General features: G+C 40.9%; 17 protein-coding genes. All 17 read left to right on the forward strand.

What is annotated here, in order from left to right; translation table 11 throughout:
• The first annotated feature begins 20 nt into the window (after window positions 1-20).
• Complete coding sequence (locus WDA22_03090) at window positions 21-1,319, forward strand: efflux RND transporter periplasmic adaptor subunit (protein ID MFA5832442.1); 1,299 nt, start codon at window positions 21-23, stop codon at window positions 1,317-1,319.
• Window positions 1,320-1,321: 2 nt separating this feature from the next.
• Window positions 1,322-2,539 carry an ABC transporter permease gene (locus WDA22_03095; GenBank protein ID MFA5832443.1) on the forward strand — a complete coding sequence of 406 codons (1,218 nt, stop codon included), beginning with the start codon at window positions 1,322-1,324 and terminating at the stop codon, window positions 2,537-2,539.
• On the forward strand, window positions 2,536-3,453 hold the full coding sequence (locus WDA22_03100) for a diacylglycerol kinase family protein (GenBank protein MFA5832444.1): 918 nt from the start codon (window positions 2,536-2,538) through the stop codon (window positions 3,451-3,453). Before WDA22_03095 ends, WDA22_03100 begins: the two co-directional genes overlap by 4 nt.
• Before the next feature lie 73 nt (window positions 3,454-3,526).
• Window positions 3,527-3,856 carry a hypothetical protein gene (locus WDA22_03105; protein ID MFA5832445.1) on the forward strand — a complete coding sequence of 110 codons (330 nt, stop codon included), beginning with the start codon at window positions 3,527-3,529 and terminating at the stop codon, window positions 3,854-3,856.
• Between the two features lie 87 nt (window positions 3,857-3,943).
• Entirely contained in the window at window positions 3,944-4,852 is a 909-nt protein-coding gene (metF, locus tag WDA22_03110) for a methylenetetrahydrofolate reductase [NAD(P)H] (protein MFA5832446.1), read from the forward strand.
• 21 nt (window positions 4,853-4,873) lie between these two features.
• Window positions 4,874-5,509, forward strand: a complete 636-nt coding sequence (locus WDA22_03115; protein ID MFA5832447.1) for a class II aldolase/adducin family protein — start codon at window positions 4,874-4,876, stop codon at window positions 5,507-5,509.
• A 7-nt stretch (window positions 5,510-5,516) separates the two neighbouring features.
• Entirely contained in the window at window positions 5,517-6,440 is a 924-nt protein-coding gene (locus tag WDA22_03120; GenBank protein MFA5832448.1) for a serine hydrolase, read from the forward strand.
• A 59-nt stretch (window positions 6,441-6,499) separates the two neighbouring features.
• A complete protein-coding gene (locus WDA22_03125) occupies window positions 6,500-6,862 on the forward strand; it encodes a four helix bundle protein (protein ID MFA5832449.1) in 363 nt (120 codons plus the stop codon).
• 44 nt (window positions 6,863-6,906) lie between these two features.
• Window positions 6,907-8,031: a D-alanine--D-alanine ligase family protein gene (locus tag WDA22_03130; GenBank protein MFA5832450.1), complete on the forward strand. Its 1,125-nt coding sequence runs from the start codon at window positions 6,907-6,909 to the stop codon at window positions 8,029-8,031.
• A 97-nt stretch (window positions 8,032-8,128) separates the two neighbouring features.
• Window positions 8,129-9,565: a penicillin-insensitive murein endopeptidase gene (locus WDA22_03135; protein ID MFA5832451.1), complete on the forward strand. Its 1,437-nt coding sequence runs from the start codon at window positions 8,129-8,131 to the stop codon at window positions 9,563-9,565.
• 15 nt (window positions 9,566-9,580) lie between these two features.
• Complete coding sequence (locus WDA22_03140; protein ID MFA5832452.1) at window positions 9,581-10,501, forward strand: hypothetical protein; 921 nt, start codon at window positions 9,581-9,583, stop codon at window positions 10,499-10,501.
• Window positions 10,498-11,148 carry a T9SS type A sorting domain-containing protein gene (locus WDA22_03145; protein MFA5832453.1) on the forward strand — a complete coding sequence of 217 codons (651 nt, stop codon included), beginning with the start codon at window positions 10,498-10,500 and terminating at the stop codon, window positions 11,146-11,148. The genes WDA22_03140 and WDA22_03145 overlap by 4 nt, the downstream gene beginning before the upstream one ends.
• Window positions 11,149-11,303: 155 nt before the next feature.
• Window positions 11,304-12,173 carry a DUF1003 domain-containing protein gene (locus tag WDA22_03150; protein MFA5832454.1) on the forward strand — a complete coding sequence of 290 codons (870 nt, stop codon included), beginning with the start codon at window positions 11,304-11,306 and terminating at the stop codon, window positions 12,171-12,173.
• Window positions 12,170-13,231 (forward strand): histidine kinase, encoded by a 1,062-nt coding sequence (locus WDA22_03155; GenBank protein ID MFA5832455.1) that lies wholly within the window; start codon window positions 12,170-12,172, stop codon window positions 13,229-13,231. The genes WDA22_03150 and WDA22_03155 overlap by 4 nt, the downstream gene beginning before the upstream one ends.
• Window positions 13,232-13,259: 28 nt before the next feature.
• On the forward strand, window positions 13,260-14,030 hold the full coding sequence (locus WDA22_03160; GenBank protein MFA5832456.1) for a LytTR family DNA-binding domain-containing protein: 771 nt from the start codon (window positions 13,260-13,262) through the stop codon (window positions 14,028-14,030).
• A gap of 109 nt (window positions 14,031-14,139) precedes the next feature.
• On the forward strand, window positions 14,140-16,527 hold the full coding sequence (locus WDA22_03165) for an FG-GAP-like repeat-containing protein (protein ID MFA5832457.1): 2,388 nt from the start codon (window positions 14,140-14,142) through the stop codon (window positions 16,525-16,527).
• Between the two features lie 147 nt (window positions 16,528-16,674).
• A complete protein-coding gene (locus tag WDA22_03170; protein ID MFA5832458.1) occupies window positions 16,675-17,601 on the forward strand; it encodes an AraC family transcriptional regulator in 927 nt (308 codons plus the stop codon).
• Window positions 17,602-17,650: the final 49 nt, after the last annotated feature.

The raw sequence follows: 17,650 nt of genomic DNA on the forward strand, positions 1-17,650 counted from the left end.
CCTAAGACTATTACAATATCATGAAAAAAATAACTCTTCTTATTGTTGCACTATCATTACTCGGCGGAACTACTGGATATTATTTCTATTCTAAGAATGGAGTCGAAGAAGTTCAATTCCGAACCGAAAAAGTTTCGAAAGGAGATATTCAAGTTGTTGTCACTGCTACCGGAACGCTCAGCGCAGTGCGGACAGTGCAAGTCGGTTCGCAGGTTTCGGGAACTCTTCAAAAAGTGAATGTCGATTTCAACGATAAAGTGAAACAGGGACAGATCGTTGCACAGATCGATCCGACATTTTTGGAAGCCAGCGTGCGAGATGCGGAAGCGAGTTTGCAACGGACTACCGCACAATACAATGAAGCGAAACGAAGCTATGAACGGGTCAAAACACTCGTTGATAAAAATCTGGCGTCGCAGGCAGACTACGATGCAGCACTGGCACAGTTCGAAGCAAACGACGCTGCAAGGAAACAATCTGTTGCTCAAGTTGAGCGGGCCAAAATTAATCTTCGCTACGCTACCATCAAATCGCCAATCGATGGAGTCATTATCTCGCGGGCAGTCGATGTCGGCCAGACCGTGGCGGCAAGCCTTTCTGCCCCGACGTTATTCACCATAGCCAATGATTTGACAAAGATGCAGGTTCAGGCAAATGTTGATGAAGCAGATATTGGAAAAGTTGAAGAAGAACAAGAAGTATCCTTTACCGTTGATGCATATCCGGAACAAACATTTCGAGGAAAAGTAAGACAGGTTCGACTTTCGCCAAAAGTAGAACAGAATGTTGTCAATTATACCGTCATCATCGATGTGCCTAATCCGGATTTGAAATTGATGCCAGGAATGACCGCTACTGTCACAATCCAAATAACGAAGAAAGAGTCGGTCCTCAAAATTCCGACTGTTGCCCTACGATTTAATCCACCGGAGGCGTATATCGAACAACGAAAAGACTCCTCCCAATCCCAAAACGGAGGAGATGATTCAGCGCGAGCAGAACGGAGAAAACAGTGGATGGAAAGGATGCAGCGAGAAGGGGGCGTACCTGGTGGATCCGATCCTCAGGCTATGCAGCGCAGAATGCAATCCCGAGGCATCAATCGTGTATGGATAATGAATGAGCGGAAGAAACTTGAACCTGTTATGGTTCGTACCGGCATTTCGGACGGAACGTTTACCGAAGTGGTGCGAGGGAAGATTGAAGAAGGACAAGAGATTATAGTCGGTACAATTGCACAGCGCTCTCAATCACAACAAACGAACTCATCTCCATTCAATCAACAACGCCAAGGCGGCGGCATGCCGCGAAGATTCTAACAATGGGAATTTTCGATACGTTTGAAATTGCGTTGATTTCTCTTACGCGCAACAAGATCCGCTCGTTTCTGACGATGCTTGGAATCATCATTGGTGTCGGCGCAGTGATTGCGATGATGGCCGTGGGGACTGGTGCACAGGAAAGCATAAAACAGCAAATCGCGTCGCTCGGTACAAATGTGATTCTTATTTTTCCCGGATCATTCAATCAAGGAGGCGTGCGTGCAGGAACCGGTACCTCTGCTTCTATAACACCCGATGACCTTATTGCTATTCAAACACAATGTCCTTCCGTAGCGCTGGCAACTCCATCCGTTCGCGATGGCGCACAGATTGTTTATCAGGAACAGAATTGGCGCGCAGGTGTTATTGGTGTAACACCGGAATATTTTACCATTCGAAGCTGGCCGGTCGGCAGTGGACAATACTTTACGGATGCTGATGTTCGCGGCGCAACGAAAGTTTGCGTGATTGGTCAAACCATTGCTGATAATTTATTTAAAGGAGGCGATCCAATTGGTGCAATCATTCGCATAAAAAAAATGCCGTTTAAGATTGTTGGTGTGCTCTCACCCAAAGGGCAATCGGCACAAGGTTCAGATCAGGATGATATTATTATTGCACCATATACTACTGTGCAAAAAAAGATGACAGGACAGACATATCTTGGAAGTATCTTAGCATCTGCTACCACTGAAGAAGCAATGCAAGATGCACAAGCGCAAATCACAGAATTGCTTCGTGTGAGACACAAACTGCAGCCATGGGATGAGAATGATTTTACTGTCCGAAGTCAAACAGAGATCGCCACGGCGGCACAATCCACATCGCAAGTGTTGACGATTTTACTTGCATCCATTGCGTCAATTTCACTTATTGTCGGCGGAATCGGGATCATGAATATCATGCTTGTTTCCGTTACAGAGCGGACAAAAGAGATTGGAATCAGAATGGCAATCGGTGCAACCGGAAAAAATATTCTCATGCAGTTTTTAATTGAAGCAATCGTCTTGAGTCTTCTCGGCGGTTTCATCGGTGTTTTACTTGGTCTTCTTTCTTCCAACCTTATTTCTGTGTTGGCAGGATGGACAACACGTGTCTCTCTCATGTCTATCATTTTAGCGTTTGCATTCTCTGCTGCTGTTGGAATTTTTTTTGGATTATACCCAGCACGAAAAGCGGCACAACTCAATCCTATTGATGCCCTTCGGTACGAATGACATCAAAGCCGCATATTACTTTTATTTTAAATCCAGTCGCTGGCCGCGGTAAGGCGAAGCATATTCAAGCTGCGCTGGAAGAGATGCTTCAACATTCGTCATTGAATTATGAGTTTCATCTTACCTCCGGACCGGGTGACGGGACAACGCTTGCAAGAGCTTCAAGCACTTCATCATCGATTGTTGTTGCTATCGGCGGTGATGGAACGGTGAACGAGGTTGCGTCAGGATTAGTCGGAACGAATGCTGCTCTGGCTGTCATGAGCGAAGGATCAGGGAATGATTTTGCACGGATCGTCAATGCCCCGAATAATCCAAAAGATCTATTATGGTTACTCGAACATCCTCAGTTCAAACAATTCGACTCGGGAAAAATCAGGTTAACGCACGAAGACGGATCGATGAGTGAGCGGAGCTTTTTCAATTCAGTCGGACTTGGGTTTGACGCTGCTGTGGCAAAAAAAGTGAGCTCAATCCGTTGGCTCAAGGGAATTCCTCTGTATCTTACAGCATTGCTCCAAACAGTTGCAGGATATAAGCCGCATTATTTTTTTGTGAAGCATCGCAATGAAATATGGCAGAAGAACTATTTTCTGCTCTGTATTGGCAACGGAAGATGGGAAGGGGGTGGATTCATGCTCACACCGAACGCACTTCCCGATGACGGAATTTTTGAAGTGTGCGGAGTGACAGGTGATTCAATTCTTAAAGTACTTCCTGTTTTGCCACTTGTGATGGCGGGAAAGCATCTAGGGAAAAAGTACATTGAAACTTTTGATGCGACCTCACTTGTTGTTGAAAGTAATGAAGGATTTCCGGTTCACGGTGATGGTGAAATTTTCGGCTTAAAAGTAAAAAAGACGGAAATTTCGCTAAATCCGAGATCATTGAATGTTGTCGTATCGCACAGTTGATATTTATTGTGTTTATTAGCTCTTGCGTTCGCAGTGAAATAATATATATTGCACAAATTAATTGTATTGACCTATGGCACCTCCAAATAAAAATACTCCGAAACGCAATGAAGAGATGCGCAAGTATGTCTTACGACGGGATAAGATGTGCTGCCAATGGCCAGGATGCGGAAGCACACTGAACATTGATGTTCTTTTCTTGATTGAAACGGATAATGAAACTCCGCCTGATAATTCCCTCTTTTATAAAAACGGTGTAACGTTATGTCCGAAACACATGGAAATTGTAAATTTGCATGACAAAGCGTTTGGTCCTTTGATCTTTGATCTGATTCAGTTAGTAGAGTTTGAAAGGGATCTGCAGGAAACTGAAAAGGAGTATAAGGAACTCTTGAGCAAATAACAGTTCAATTGAACAACAGCAACATTTTTGTTATACTGTATCCGTCCTGATAAGGATGGATTTTTTTATTTTTAGGGAGAGTAGTGAATGCATATTGCAGAAATTCTTAAACAACAAGCGCCGCATTTTAGTTTTGAATTTTTTCCGCCAAAAACAGAAGAGGCTTCAAAAATATTATTTGAGTCTATTAAAGAACTGACACCGTTAAAACCTTCCTACGTCAGTGTAACATACGGTGCGGGAGGATCAACCAGACAGTTAACACACGATCTGATTGTGCGATTACAAAAAGAGACACAGTTGACCATTGTTTCACATCTTACCTGTGTAGGATCCACAAAGGATGAAATCAGAGAGATTCTTACCAAGTATGATGCTAATGGTATACAAAATATTATGGCACTTCGCGGAGATCCGCCGAAAGGGCAGTCACAATTTGTGCAGACAGAAAATGGTTTTGCCTATGCTGCAGAGATGGTGACATTCATTAAAAAACATTTTCCCAGGATGGGAGTTGGTGTTGCCGGTTTTCCCGAGGGACATCCCAATACCCCGAATCGTTTGAAAGAGATCGACAATCTAAAAGCAAAAGTGGATGCAGGCGCGGACTATATCTGCACTCAATTGTTTTTTGAAAATCGTGACTACTATGATTTTTGTGAGCGATGTGACATTGCGGGAATAAAAGTTCCGATCATCGCCGGAATTATGCCAGTAACATCCCGAAAAGGGTTTGCACGCATGGCAGATCTTGCGCTTGGTGCTCGATTTCCTGCGAAACTCCTTCGTGCTGTTTCCCGCGCTGAAGATGACGAATCTGTAGAGAAGGTCGGAATCCATTGGGCAACAGAGCAAGTGCGGGACTTGATCGATCGCAACGTTGCGGGGATTCATTTCTACACACTCAATCGATCAAAACCAACCTTGAAAATTTACGACTCTCTAGGAATCAAATCATCTGATAGTTTGCGAAAAGCACCTGTTCCGTTATCATAATTTTAGTGGAGTGTTATTCCCGTGGTGGATATTGTTGAAGAATTAGTCACCATTGCACATCGCATCGAAGCAAAAGGATTTGTTGTTGCAACGGATGGAAATATCAGCACTCGTTTGCCCAATGGGAATATTCTTGCAACACCGACTTCGCTGAACAAAGGATTTGTTCAGAAAGATGATCTTGTCGAATTGACGATGGATGGAAAACAAATTCGTGGGACAAGAAAATCATCCACGGAAATGAAAATGCATCTGTTCATCTATCAGCATCGAAGCGATGTAAACGCTGTTGTTCATTGTCATCCTGTTTATGCAACAGGTTTTGCTGCTGCCGGAATTCCGTTCAAGGAAAATGTCTTTCCCGAAGTGATCGTTAATTTAGGAACGATTCCGCTTGCACCGTATGCAACACCTTCAACAGATGAACTTGGTGAATCCCTTTTACCCTTTGTAAAAAACCATAATGCTATTCTTCTTACAAATCATGGTGTTGTAACGTATGGGAAAGATCTTTGGGACGCATATTTCAAAATGGAAAAAGTGGAACAGATTGCGCAGATGTTGTTTGTGGCCGAATCATTAGGCGGGGCGAAACAGTTGAATAGTGAACAGATTGCAAGATTGCGGTTGCTTTCGGAAACCGTTTATAAAAAATAAGGCATTCATGAAAATTATTCTCACTATGGCAATCATTGTTTGCTTCAGTGCCGCACAAACACAAAACGAATTCCCTGCTTCAAATCCGGACAAAATTCTTTCAAAAAAACTTCAGGATTTGCTCACTGGTTTTCGAGGAGAGTATGGAGTGTATGTTCGTCATTTGAAAACCGGAAAAACAGTAGAGATCAATGCAGACTCATTGTTTCCAACGGCGAGTATGATAAAAGTTCCGATCATGACGGGGGTATTTGATAAGATTGAAAAAGGTGATCTGAAATATGATTCCTTGCTGGTGTTCAGAGATTCATTGATTTATCCGGGAGAGGATATTACCGGATCGCTGAAAGATTCCTCAAGAATATTGTTGAGCAAAATTGTGATGCTTATGATCACCACAAGTGATAATACCGCAAGTCTGTGGTGTCAATTTTTGGCAGGAACAGGTACACGCATTAATGAGATTATGGAAGTGAATGGATTCAAGGTAACTCGTGTGAATTCCCGCACGCCAGGTAGAGAAGAAATGAGAACGCAGTATGGATGGGGTGTTACCACACCGAGAGAAATGGCCGAACTTGTTGTTAAGATACATCATGGAAAAATGATCACTCCATGGGTCAGCGAACGAATGTACCGGAATCTTGCCAGAATTTATTGGGATGGTGAGTCTCTTTCTGAATTACCGCCATACATTCATGCTGCATCAAAACAAGGTGCAGTAAATCAATCTCGATCAGAAGTAGTTCTTGTGAATGCGCCAAGCGGCGATTATGTTTTTTGTGTGATCACAAAAAATCAGGTGGATGAAAGCTGGGTGAATGAAAATGAAGGATATGTGCTGCTCAGAAATGTTTCGCGCACGCTGTGGCAATATTTCGAACCGAACGACAAATGGAAATCGATGGAGCAATCGATGAGATACCATTGAAATTTAATCATTGTTTCATCGAATCATTGAATCATTTTTAGTTTTATTCAGTGGTGAACATGTATCAGTCAGAAGAGTTAAAACTTCGTTCAAAAAGGTTTGCGTTAAGCATTGTAGCATTGTTTCAATCTTTGCCAAAATCTGACGATGCTCGTGTGTTAGGTAAACAAATGCTTAGATCCGGAACATCTGTTGCTGCTAATTACCGTGCAACATGTAGAGCAAGATCAAAAGCGGAATTTATTGCTAAGATTGGAATTGTTGTTGAAGAAGCAGACGAGACAGTTATGTGGTTGGAAATGCTTACGGATTCGAAAATTGTACCTTCTACAGTAACGGACTCTTTATTAAAAGAGGGGAATGAACTTCTTGCAATTTTTGCGGCTTCATATAATACTGCCAAGTATGGCAAAAACAAATGAATCAATGGATCAATGAATAAATGAATTAATGAATCAATTTCCTTATGAATGCTAAACTCAAAATAGGCGTGTTATTTGGCGGCCGCTCTGCCGAACACGAAGTTTCACTCGTATCCGCGGCATCGGTGATCAATGCATTGGACAAATCGAAATACGATGTTGTTCCGATCGGCATTACAAAAGAGGGAAGGTGGTTGAGTGCCGTAAATGCTATTCAATTGCTGAAAGACCATTCGCCGATTGAACAGCTCCCCGAGCACGTGCTTCTTCCCGATCCGCGAAAACAATCGCTCGTCAACATCAGCGGTGCATTTCCACAAAATGCGCAAAAAGTGGATGTCATCTTTCCCGTAATCCACGGAACATTCGGCGAGGATGGAACGATTCAAGGATTGTTTGAATTAGCAGATCTACCGTATGTTGGTGCCGGCGTATTGGGCTCGGCTGTAGGAATGGATAAAGTTATTGCAAAACAATTATTACAAAATGTTCATATTCCGGTTGCGCCGGGTATCTCGTTCATGTATTCGCAGTTCAAAACGAAATCCAAACAATATATTGTCGATATTGAAAAGAAATTGAAATATCCCTGCTTTGTGAAACCGCCGAACCAAGGATCGAGCGTTGGGATCAGTAAAGCACATAATCGGAAAGAACTTATTGCCGCAATTCATGCTGCGGGAGAATATGACAGAAAGATTCTTGTAGAAAAAGCGGTGAACAGACCGAGAGAGATTGAATTAAGTGTGTTGGGTAATGATGAACCAATCGTTTCCCTGCCGGGTGAGATCGTCCCCTCGAACGAATTTTATGACTACGATGCGAAGTATGTGGATGGAAAATCGTCTGCTCATATTCCTGCAAAACTCACCAAACCAGTCATAAAAAAATTGCAGGATTGTGCATTGAAAGCATATATTGCGTTGGATTGTTCGGGAATGGCTCGAGTCGATTTCCTGCTGCAACGAAACGGGAAATTCTATCTGAATGAGATTAACACAATTCCCGGTTTTACTTCCATCAGCATGTATCCAAAATTATGGGAAGCGTCAGGAATTTCGTATTCTGAATTGCTCGATCGGTTGATCGGATATGCCATTGAACGATATGAATCAAAGAAGAAGTTAAAAACATTTTATACACCAAAATCAGATTGGTACAAAGAATAATGAATACGAAACAATTTCGTTTCTTGCAATCGCCATCAATATATTGTATTGTGAGGTAGAAATAATTAACAAGGTATCATAAAACAGGGGTGCTGTTGTGATAAACAAAACAAAACAAAACAAAACAATATTCTTTAATCTTCTTATTTATTTCCCATTTCTTGCCCTATTTTCCCAGTTGCTTTCTTCGCAGATTGTGATTAAAGATTCGATCGTTATCATTCCCAAAACGCAGATTATCCCGAGCATTATTATTCCAGATCCTCTTCCCGATCCCGATCCATTGCCAAGGACGAAATATTTTATGACAAGCGATTATGCCGGATTTCCTGCGGCTGATTTTGTCTTTCTTCCCGGTACACTCGAAAATGTCCGTTTGAAATTGACGTATAATCTTACGTTGCTAAATCTCGATGCGTACTATCCGCAAGGTTTTAGTTTTACAATGGTGCCAATTTATTTAGGTCCGTATATTTTTTCCGTCGATGTGCCGCCAAGCAATCAAGTAACCCAATCAGGAACTGTAGATGTGTTCGATCTCTATGGCAGCGGTTTACCGTCAGAGGGTTTGTTTAATTTCAGTATGCACCACGGTGGTCCAACAGGACTTACTATTAATGATGCCGGAGATTCTGCTGTATTTAGTTATCATTTTGATGTGCCATTACATTACATTTTAGATGGCACTGCAACGCTTTATGTTGACACGACAAAAAGTGCAAAAATTTCTATAACGGTATCCGATGAAACTTTATTACCACTTTCAGATAGCGATAACAAGGGACCTAAAAAAGCGCGAGTTATTGATTTTTCGAATGTGAAACGAACAAAAGTTACAGTTATAGTAAAAGATGGTTCAGATACTCCAATGCCCAATTACCCGTTTACAATAAACGCATTGATAAGAGGTTATTCCGGCGGACATGATCACAATACTACACGTCCGGTTGGAAGATTTATTTTGAAAAAAGATACTGTAAGCGTAATGAAATGCACAACTGATGTAAAAGGTGAAATTAAACTTGATTATTTATGCAGTGGCTTTGGTGGTGTCGATTCCATTTTTGTTCAAGGCGAAACCAACAAAGATACGGCGTCTGCAACAATTGTGGTAAAAGTACCTGGTTTGACGGAATTAACTTCTGGCAGCCATTATGATTTGATTGGTGCAAATGCAGGGGGTTCACATCATAATAAGAATCATTACGGGAAGGCAAACTTGATTAATACTTTAAAAACTATTGCAGATACGGCTTATTCTAAAAAATCATATAGACTTCGTTTCAATGATATGAGTTTAATATATGGTGGACCTTTTGATATCAATAATAATTGGGATACACCTCATCAGAATCATAGAGAAGGTGTCAGTGTTGATGTTAGTAGTACTGCAGTTACTGATAATGGGAGTAGCAGAAGTGTCACTGAGGATCGGCTGAGTAACTGGCTTGGGACTTCATCAAGAGGATTTAGATACTATTCAATTCAAAATGAAGTGTTAACGGCTCGACATTATCATGTAACAGTTCCATAAGATAAGGAGAAAATTATGAAAATACTTTATGCTATTATTACAATAAGCTTGTTTGTAAAAATACTCAGCGGTCAAACTTTTGAAACACGCAATAAAATTGATCTAAAGATTGGTTTTAATTTGACAGTTAATAACCAGATATATAATTACAATTATTCTCTTACAAACAGTGCAACTGCAAAGGAGAGCGTGTACATATTTGACCTTCGTCTCCCCACTAATGTTCCGATAAACAATCTAAATGGACCCTTAAATTGGGGTAAAGTATTATTTTCTGATTCACCACAATTGATTCGTTGGATTGCCGATGTTGATGACGAAACGGACCATTATGGAAAAAACGTAATTGGTCACAGCGTTTCCCTAAGCGATTTCTCCTTCAATAGCAGTAATTCTCTTCCCGGAATTCTCATTTATTATTCTGAAGGATGGGCCCCAGCTCCAGTCTTCGAAGAAGGTGATGAAACCGATACCATTCCTGGCTATACTGACCTCACCCCTTATGGACCTGGTGTTGTCGGCAAAACCGTCGGTCCCGTTCAACCTCCAATCCCATTCGTCCATTTATCATATCTTGACACGCTCATTGCCTACACTCACCAGTCCGCAGCACTTGGTTGGCTCAAATCCAAACAAGACGAGGATAGTGATGATGGCGAGGAGAAACCTGAAGACGGAATTGTAAACAATTTGGCTAAACGTCTGCAAAAAGCGAAAACCGAATTGGTCAGAGGCGATTCTGTTAAAGCTCGGAAAGAGTTGGGAAAATTCCTGAAAAAAGTTGAAACTATCCATGATCGAAGTGTAAAAGCTGAACAGAAAAAAAAGGAAGATGATGTTATTATGACGAGCGAATCGTTTGCACTTTTAAAATATAATGGCGAATATTTATTAGAACGACTACCAGCGAAGACAAAGGGAAGGAATGACAAATGAAAAAGTTTTTCTTTTTTGCATTATTATTCAATATGCTGTTTTCGCAGCACAAACTTCCCTTTGCCTCACAAAACAACACTATTGAACTTGCCATTACCAACTCTGCAACCATTGATGCTGGAAATGTAACGGTTACCGTCTCAAACGCACCAACATGGATTCGCTTCAATAATCCCCGCCAAGCAGAAGGCGGGCACGTAGCATCTGAAATTCAAAATCTTAAATCGGGAGAATCTGGAACTTCACGCTTTACATTCTCGGTGGATAAATCGGCGCCTGTTGGAAAAGAGCACGCACTGCAATTTGTAATTTCATCACTGAGCGGTGAAGAATGGAAGAAAGAAATTTCCATTCAAGTTGCCGCTCCGGAACAGTTTGAATTGTATCAGAATTATCCCAATCCGTTTAACCCAAGCACAACAATCAGTTTTTTACTTCCAACAGCAGGTGATGTTTCTCTGAAAGTGTTTGATGTTGTGGGAAGAGAAGTAGTTACGTTATTTGATGAGGTGAAAGTCGCAGGATTTCATCAACAAGTTTGGGACGCTACCAATGTTGCAACCGGAGTATATATTTACCAACTCTCTTATTATAATCAAAAAGGGGAACAAGAATATCATCGAAAAAAATTACTGTTCCTAAAATAATCCTGTTGTTAGGAGTTTTTATTGCTGCCCGCTGATTTGTAACACGATATGCGTAATGGTTGTTGACGAAGTAATATTTTGAACGATACAAAACTTTTGGTATACTATATCCGTTCTGATCGGCAGAACGGATGTTTTATTTATAGAGCTAAAGTATGATCACCAAAGAATTTCTCTCCAAGATACCCATCTTTAAATTTCTTCCGGAAGAAGACCACATTTCGCTTGTCAGTTTATGGAGAGTGAAAACATTGAAAGCGGGTGAAGTGCTTTTTCGGAAAGGAGAGCCAGGATCATCCATGTATGTTATTGAAGATGGAGAGATCGAAATCCTTCTTCCTGTTGATCCTCCGGTGAACGAAGTTCAACTTTCCATCTTGAAGGAAGGGGAATTCTTTGGCGAACTTTCCCTCTTTGCTGATACACCTCGGACTGCAACGGCACGCGCGTTAACGAATACGAATCTTGTCGAGATGCAGCGGGGCGATTTTATCACGTTTGTGATGGAGCGTCCGTCGATTGGTATTTCCATGTTAAGCGAGATGGCGAAACGTTTGCAAATGACGAACGAACTCATTACATCGCTTGCATCCAAGAATCCAAATGATGAAATCGAAGAGACATTAAGCATTGGTGACCGTATAGCAGATAAGATTGCAGAATTTGGCGGAAGTTGGAGATTCATCCTTTCGTTTGGTGCATTTATGTTTATGTGGATTACCATTAATGTGTTGCAGTTTATTGTTAAGCCGTTTGATGAATATCCATTCACATTCTTGAACCTGATGCTTTCTACAGTTGCGGCACTACAAGCGCCGGTTATTATGATGAGCCAAAATCGTGCTCAGAAAAAAGATCGTTTAAAAGCCGATCTCGATTATCAAGTCAATATAAAATCGGAATTGATGCTGCAGCAATTACATCAAAAAATGGATCGGTTGTTGGACGAAGAAATGGAGCACATACGAAGAGAATTTAATTTGATGAAGAGTCCTGTCAAAGCTAAAAAGAAGACAAAAAAATGAAATTCAATCGACCGGTCATTATCGGCGGTTTGTGGTTTTTTTTAGGATTGATCTATTCCAGTCAATCCTTTTTTTATTCCCTTAGTGTGGGGCGGGAATATGTCTGGCAGCGATCGCTTTTCCATTCGTTCGTCTTTTGCATTGAATGGGGTTTCCTCACACCGTTAGTTCTCAAAATTGTAGAGCGGTTCCGATTAGATGCGAAGAGTTTTCGCAGGAATCTCTTTTATCATTTTTCTTTCGGACTTGTGATAGCATTTGTGCAACAGTTGGTGTATGTGTATATAGTGAATTTTGTTGACAGCGGATTTCAATTAACAAAATCATTTTTAGGATATTTCCCTTCGATCATTGGTTTTTTTGAATTTGGCGTGCTGATTTATTGGGCAATTGTTTTTATGTATCACGCCATCGGATATTATCACCGCTACCAGCAGGAAGAAAAGAATGCTTCAGAACTTCGGTCGCAGCTTGTTGAATCTCAATTACAAGCGTTAAAAATGCAGTTGCAGCCGCATTTTCTATTCAACACTCTAAACGCAATATTTGTCCTTGTTAAAAAAGAGCCTTCACTCGCCCAAAAAATGATCGTCCGATTAAGCGATCTTCTTCGATTGACGCTGGAGCGGGGAAATGCAAATACCGTGAGCCTCGAACAAGAACTGGAATTCCTCAATACGTATCTTGCCATCGAGAAAGTCCGGTTTGGAGATCGGTTGTCCATTAAAATGAATATTGAAGAATCGGCTCTGAGTTCATCTGTTCCGACATTCCTTTTGCAACCTCTTGTGGAAAATTCCATCCGTCATGGATTAGCGCAGCGTGCCGGAGATGGATGGATTGAAATATCATCTGAGGTGAAAAAGGGAAAACTCTTTCTTTCAGTGGAGGATGGCGGAACAAAATCCAGACGCAAAAAAGAAAATTCAGATGGGATTGGTGTTGGATTGGAGAATACCAAAAAGCGTTTGAAACAATTGTATGGCGATCAATTCAATTTTGAAATGCGCCCTAATGAGCAGAATGGATTTACGGTAAGAATAGAAATACCGGTTTAAGTATAATTCCTTTCAAGCATTTCCATCTATGATTTCCTCAAAAAAAATAGCAGTAATGATTGTTGATGACGAGCCGCTTGCCCGTCATGGATTACGGGAAATATTCGAAGAGGAAAAAGATATTGTTATTATAGCAGAATCGAGTGATGGAGAAGAAGCGGTAGAACACATTAAGAAATACAAGCCGGATGTTTTGTTTTTGGATATTCAAATGCCGGAAATGAATGGTTTTGATGTTGTGAAGAGTCTTAAAACGAAAGACCTGCCACTTGTTGTTTTCGTAACGGCATACGATGAATATGCAATTAAAGCATTTTCAGCAAACGCACTGGATTATATTTTAAAGCCATATGATGCTGAACGGATATACTCGTCATTGCATCGTGTAAGGGAAATGATACGACTGAAACAGACTGCGTCGTACTCTGAACGGATGATGGAAGCGTTAAAATCATTTCAGTCAACTTCTACATATATCGAACGCATTTCCATCCGCAATGCGGGGAAAATTTATTTTGTAAATATTGAAGAAATCCTCTGGATAGAAGCAGCGGCTGATTATATTCACATCCATACAAAAAGTGGGAAACACACCACGCGCGAAACAATTGGCACCATTGAACAGCAGCTTGATCCTTCAAAATTTATTCGCATTCATCGCTCATCCATCGTCAATCTTAATGCTGTTCGTGAATTGCAACCTGAGCATCATGGTGATTATACTGCCATTCTAGATCAAGGTGTCAAACTCACAGTGAGCAGGAAATACAAAGAAAAACTCTCTTTTTTGTTGGAATAGTTCCTCTTTTGATTCAGCAATTCATCCCTCGCCACCTCCATTTCGTCGCAAAAAAGTTCATTCTTTCTCTTGTTTCGTATAATTTTGAGTTATAATAATAGGAGGATTAATGAAACAGCTGTTTACTCTACTTCTCTTCATAACGCTTAATGTATCCGCGCAATATTTTACGAAAGTCACCACCGGTCCTCAATCAAATGATGGAGGGGATTCCCGCAGTGTTAACTGGATTGATTATGATAATGACAACGATTTGGACCTGTTTATTTCCAACGGACCAAGCGCTAAGGCAAATAATTTTCTTTATAAAAATAACGGTGATGGCACCTTCACAAAAATTACCGACGCATCTATCGTGAACGATCCGGGAAGTTATGACGGAAGCACGTGGGCAGATTATGACAATGATGGATACATAGACGCATTTACTGCGACGTGGTATGGCCAACAAAACAGTCTGCACCGTCAACGGAATGGGAAGTTTGAAGAAGTGTTTCCGAGAGATATTTCAAAAGACTTTACACATTCCGAAACTGCAAGCTGGGGAGATTATGATAACGACGGATATGTCGATCTGTATCTGGCAAACAGTGCCGTACATCTCGCCAATATTTTATATCACAACAACGGAGATGGAACATTTACAGAAGTGAAAACTGGCGCTATTGTTACGGATGAAGCGCCGACAAGAAGTGTAGACTGGTGCGATTTTGATAATGATGGCGATCTCGATTTGTTTGTCGCCAATGAGGGTGGGGCAAATGAAGCACTGTATTGGAATAATGGAAATGGCACATTTACCGCTGAGACTTCCGGATCGATTGTATCCGATGGAGGAAAATCGTTCGGAAGCAGTGTTGCCGATATCGATAACGATGGAGACTTTGATATTCTCGTCGTCAATAACTCGAATGAAAGTGAATTTCTTTATCGAAACAACGGGAATAAAACATTTTCCAAAGACACATCGGATATTGTTGTAAAAAGCAGTGGCTATTCTGTTGGTAGTGCGTTCGGCGATCTGGATAATGACGGCGACCTTGATTTGATGGTTACAAATGCTTTTTCCGGAGCTTCTGCAACAAAGAATTTTTTATTTCTCAATAACGGTAACGGAACATTTATCAAAGTCGATACCGGAATTGTGTCGACCGATCTTGGGTGGTCCTATGGTGTTGCGTTTGGAGATTATGATAGGGACGGAGATTTAGATATTGCTACCGGCAATTGTTTCGGAGCAAACCAAAATAATGCATTGTACCGGAATGAAGGAAATGGTAACAAATGGTTAACGATTAAAGCGGTGGGCAAGGTTTCCAATTTTTCTGCCATCGGTACAAAAGTGAAAGTAAAAACAACGATCAATGGAAAAACATTTTGGCAGGTGAGACAAGTTGCCGGCCAATCGGGATATTGCGGCCAAAATCTGGAATCGCATTTTGGATTAGGAAATGCAACCGTTATTGATTCGCTTGTTGTCGAGTTTCCGTCTGGACAAAAGATTGTTCAGACGAATATTGCTCCGAATCAATTCATGGTTATCAAAGAGAATTTGCCTGCTGGCTATTTTAGGGGAGCAATGCAGATTGGGAATTTCGAAGATACCGATCCCGTTACTATTCAATTCAAGGATATTTCTAACACGGATCCGACTCAACCCGCTACGTCCTGGAAATGGGATCTGAACGGTGACAATGTCATCGATGCAACAACCGCTACAACCAGTTTTACTTATACTATTCCAGACTCATACTCCATCTTGCTTATCGTAAGCAATGGCGTGAAAACCGATACTCTTCGCAGTAACGATGCCATCATTATTTCACCGGCAACAGCGATCATTCAATTTAATACCACAACCCATAATTTTGGTATCGTTGATGTGAATACTCCTATAAAAGATACAACGATGTATATTTATAATAAGGGGAAATTAAATGATTCAATTTCCATTTCACTTGTGTACGGTGCGACTTCGGCTCAAACGATCAAGCCGGATTCAGCTGTGAAAATATCACCAACATCGTTTGTATTAGCTGCGAATGACTCTCAGGCAATTATCTATGCAGTCTATCCACCGAAAGTAAATAGGACAAACTTGAACATTACGTATACTCCAAAGATTGTTATTACATCAAAAAATAATCCTAGCGTAAAGATTTTCGAAAAGTCGATGTGGATAAAATTACAGGGAACATTGCTTTCGATCCAAAAAGGGATGGAGATGCCGATGGAATATTTTTTGGAGCAAAATTATCCAAATCCTTTCAATCCAACGACCAAGATCGGATTTACGCTCCAGGTTTCAGGGTTCACGTCGTTGAAAATCTATGATGCAATAGGAAGGGAAGTTGCAGTTCTGGCAAATGAATTTCTGGAAGCAAATATCCATCATCAACGAACATTTCAAGCTGATGCATTGTCCAGCGGAGTTTATTTTGCAAAGCTTCAAAATGGTGATCGCTCTCTTTTAAGAAAATTGACACTCATAAAGTGATACAAGCTATCGTTTTTCAAACTTTATTTAGAAATGCTGCAAGATGATTTGAAGACAACGGATTTAGGCATTTCGTCCCAAAAATTCTGTATTTAATCACTTTTTCATACCTGAGCAGCAGGAAATTGACGTATTTGCATCGAATATATGAACCCTCAGCATGACATTTATTTGATCAATCAATTTCCCGATTTCAATGCACCGGGATTTGATCTGCAACGATATTATTCACTCTTTTTAGAGAACAATGTCATCATCAATGCACAATCGTCCGATGTAGAATATGGAGAACATTGGGGACCGTTGTCGATCAAATGCGCGTTTCATGGAAAAGAATTTTATCATGCTGGAAGCAAGACCGTTGCAGTGGACGATTCCTCATTTTTGATCTTTAATGAAGGGAAGGTCTATTCCAGTTATATCAAATCGGATTCGAAGGTTGATTCCTTCACGATCAACTTCAATCCTGCGTTCGTTCAGGAAGTGGTTCAAAGCATGGTGCAACGCGATCTTGAAGTAAATGAAGATGGTGAGAAAGAAGTTCGATTCGTTGAGCGATTATATCCGCACAATCATTCCCTGACTCCGTTGCTGTTAAGATTGCAGAAAATGTCGTTGTCGCTTTATTCAAATAAACGCCGTATTACAGAATTGTTCTGTGAAGTGCTTGAACGTTTGATCCTTTCACAAAAAGAGATCGAACAGGAGGTTTCCGCTATGACTCCCATCCGTCATTCAACCAAGCAAGAGTTGTATCAGCGATTACATAGTGCAAAAGATTATATCGATTCCTGTTTTGCAGAGGATATTTCTTTGGATATGATCGCGAAAACGGCACATCTTGCTCCCGTTTATTTTCTTCGTGAATTCAAAAAGAATTTTTATCTCACTCCTCATCAATATCTCACTCAGCGCAGGTTGGAAGAGGCGAAATATTTGTTGCTGGCAAAGAAACGATCTGTCTCAGATGTCTGTATGAGTGTGGGATTCAGCGATCTCAGTTCATTCAGCAAACTCTTTAAAACCCGGACAGGATTTTCACCAGAACGATATCGCTCTATAGCGTTATCGTAATTTTTGACGCTCTTAAGTAGATCAAACTGAGGCGACAAGTTTTCGTTTT

The sequence above is a fragment of the Bacteroidota bacterium genome (genome assembly GCA_041658205.1).
Taxonomy (GTDB): Bacteria; Bacteroidota; Ignavibacteria; order UBA10030; family UBA8401; genus UBA8401.

What these genes read in the sequence shown, in the direction of transcription:
- WDA22_03090 (MFA5832442.1), top strand. Translation starts at nt 21, where the DNA reads ATGAAAAAAATAACTCTTCTTATTGTTGCACTATCATTACTCGGCGGA.
- WDA22_03095 (MFA5832443.1), top strand. Translation starts at nt 1,322, where the DNA reads ATGGGAATTTTCGATACGTTTGAAATTGCGTTGATTTCTCTTACGCGC.
- WDA22_03100 (MFA5832444.1), top strand. Translation starts at nt 2,536, where the DNA reads ATGACATCAAAGCCGCATATTACTTTTATTTTAAATCCAGTCGCTGGC.
- WDA22_03105 (MFA5832445.1), top strand. Translation starts at nt 3,527, where the DNA reads ATGGCACCTCCAAATAAAAATACTCCGAAACGCAATGAAGAGATGCGC.
- metF (MFA5832446.1), top strand. Translation starts at nt 3,944, where the DNA reads ATGCATATTGCAGAAATTCTTAAACAACAAGCGCCGCATTTTAGTTTT.
- WDA22_03120 (MFA5832448.1), top strand. Translation starts at nt 5,517, where the DNA reads ATGAAAATTATTCTCACTATGGCAATCATTGTTTGCTTCAGTGCCGCA.
- WDA22_03125 (MFA5832449.1), top strand. Translation starts at nt 6,500, where the DNA reads ATGTATCAGTCAGAAGAGTTAAAACTTCGTTCAAAAAGGTTTGCGTTA.
- WDA22_03130 (MFA5832450.1), top strand. Translation starts at nt 6,907, where the DNA reads ATGAATGCTAAACTCAAAATAGGCGTGTTATTTGGCGGCCGCTCTGCC.
- WDA22_03140 (MFA5832452.1), top strand. Translation starts at nt 9,581, where the DNA reads ATGAAAATACTTTATGCTATTATTACAATAAGCTTGTTTGTAAAAATA.
- WDA22_03145 (MFA5832453.1), top strand. Translation starts at nt 10,498, where the DNA reads ATGAAAAAGTTTTTCTTTTTTGCATTATTATTCAATATGCTGTTTTCG.
- WDA22_03150 (MFA5832454.1), top strand. Translation starts at nt 11,304, where the DNA reads ATGATCACCAAAGAATTTCTCTCCAAGATACCCATCTTTAAATTTCTT.
- WDA22_03155 (MFA5832455.1), top strand. Translation starts at nt 12,170, where the DNA reads ATGAAATTCAATCGACCGGTCATTATCGGCGGTTTGTGGTTTTTTTTA.
- WDA22_03160 (MFA5832456.1), top strand. Translation starts at nt 13,260, where the DNA reads ATGATTTCCTCAAAAAAAATAGCAGTAATGATTGTTGATGACGAGCCG.
- WDA22_03165 (MFA5832457.1), top strand. Translation starts at nt 14,140, where the DNA reads ATGAAACAGCTGTTTACTCTACTTCTCTTCATAACGCTTAATGTATCC.
- WDA22_03170 (MFA5832458.1), top strand. Translation starts at nt 16,675, where the DNA reads ATGAACCCTCAGCATGACATTTATTTGATCAATCAATTTCCCGATTTC.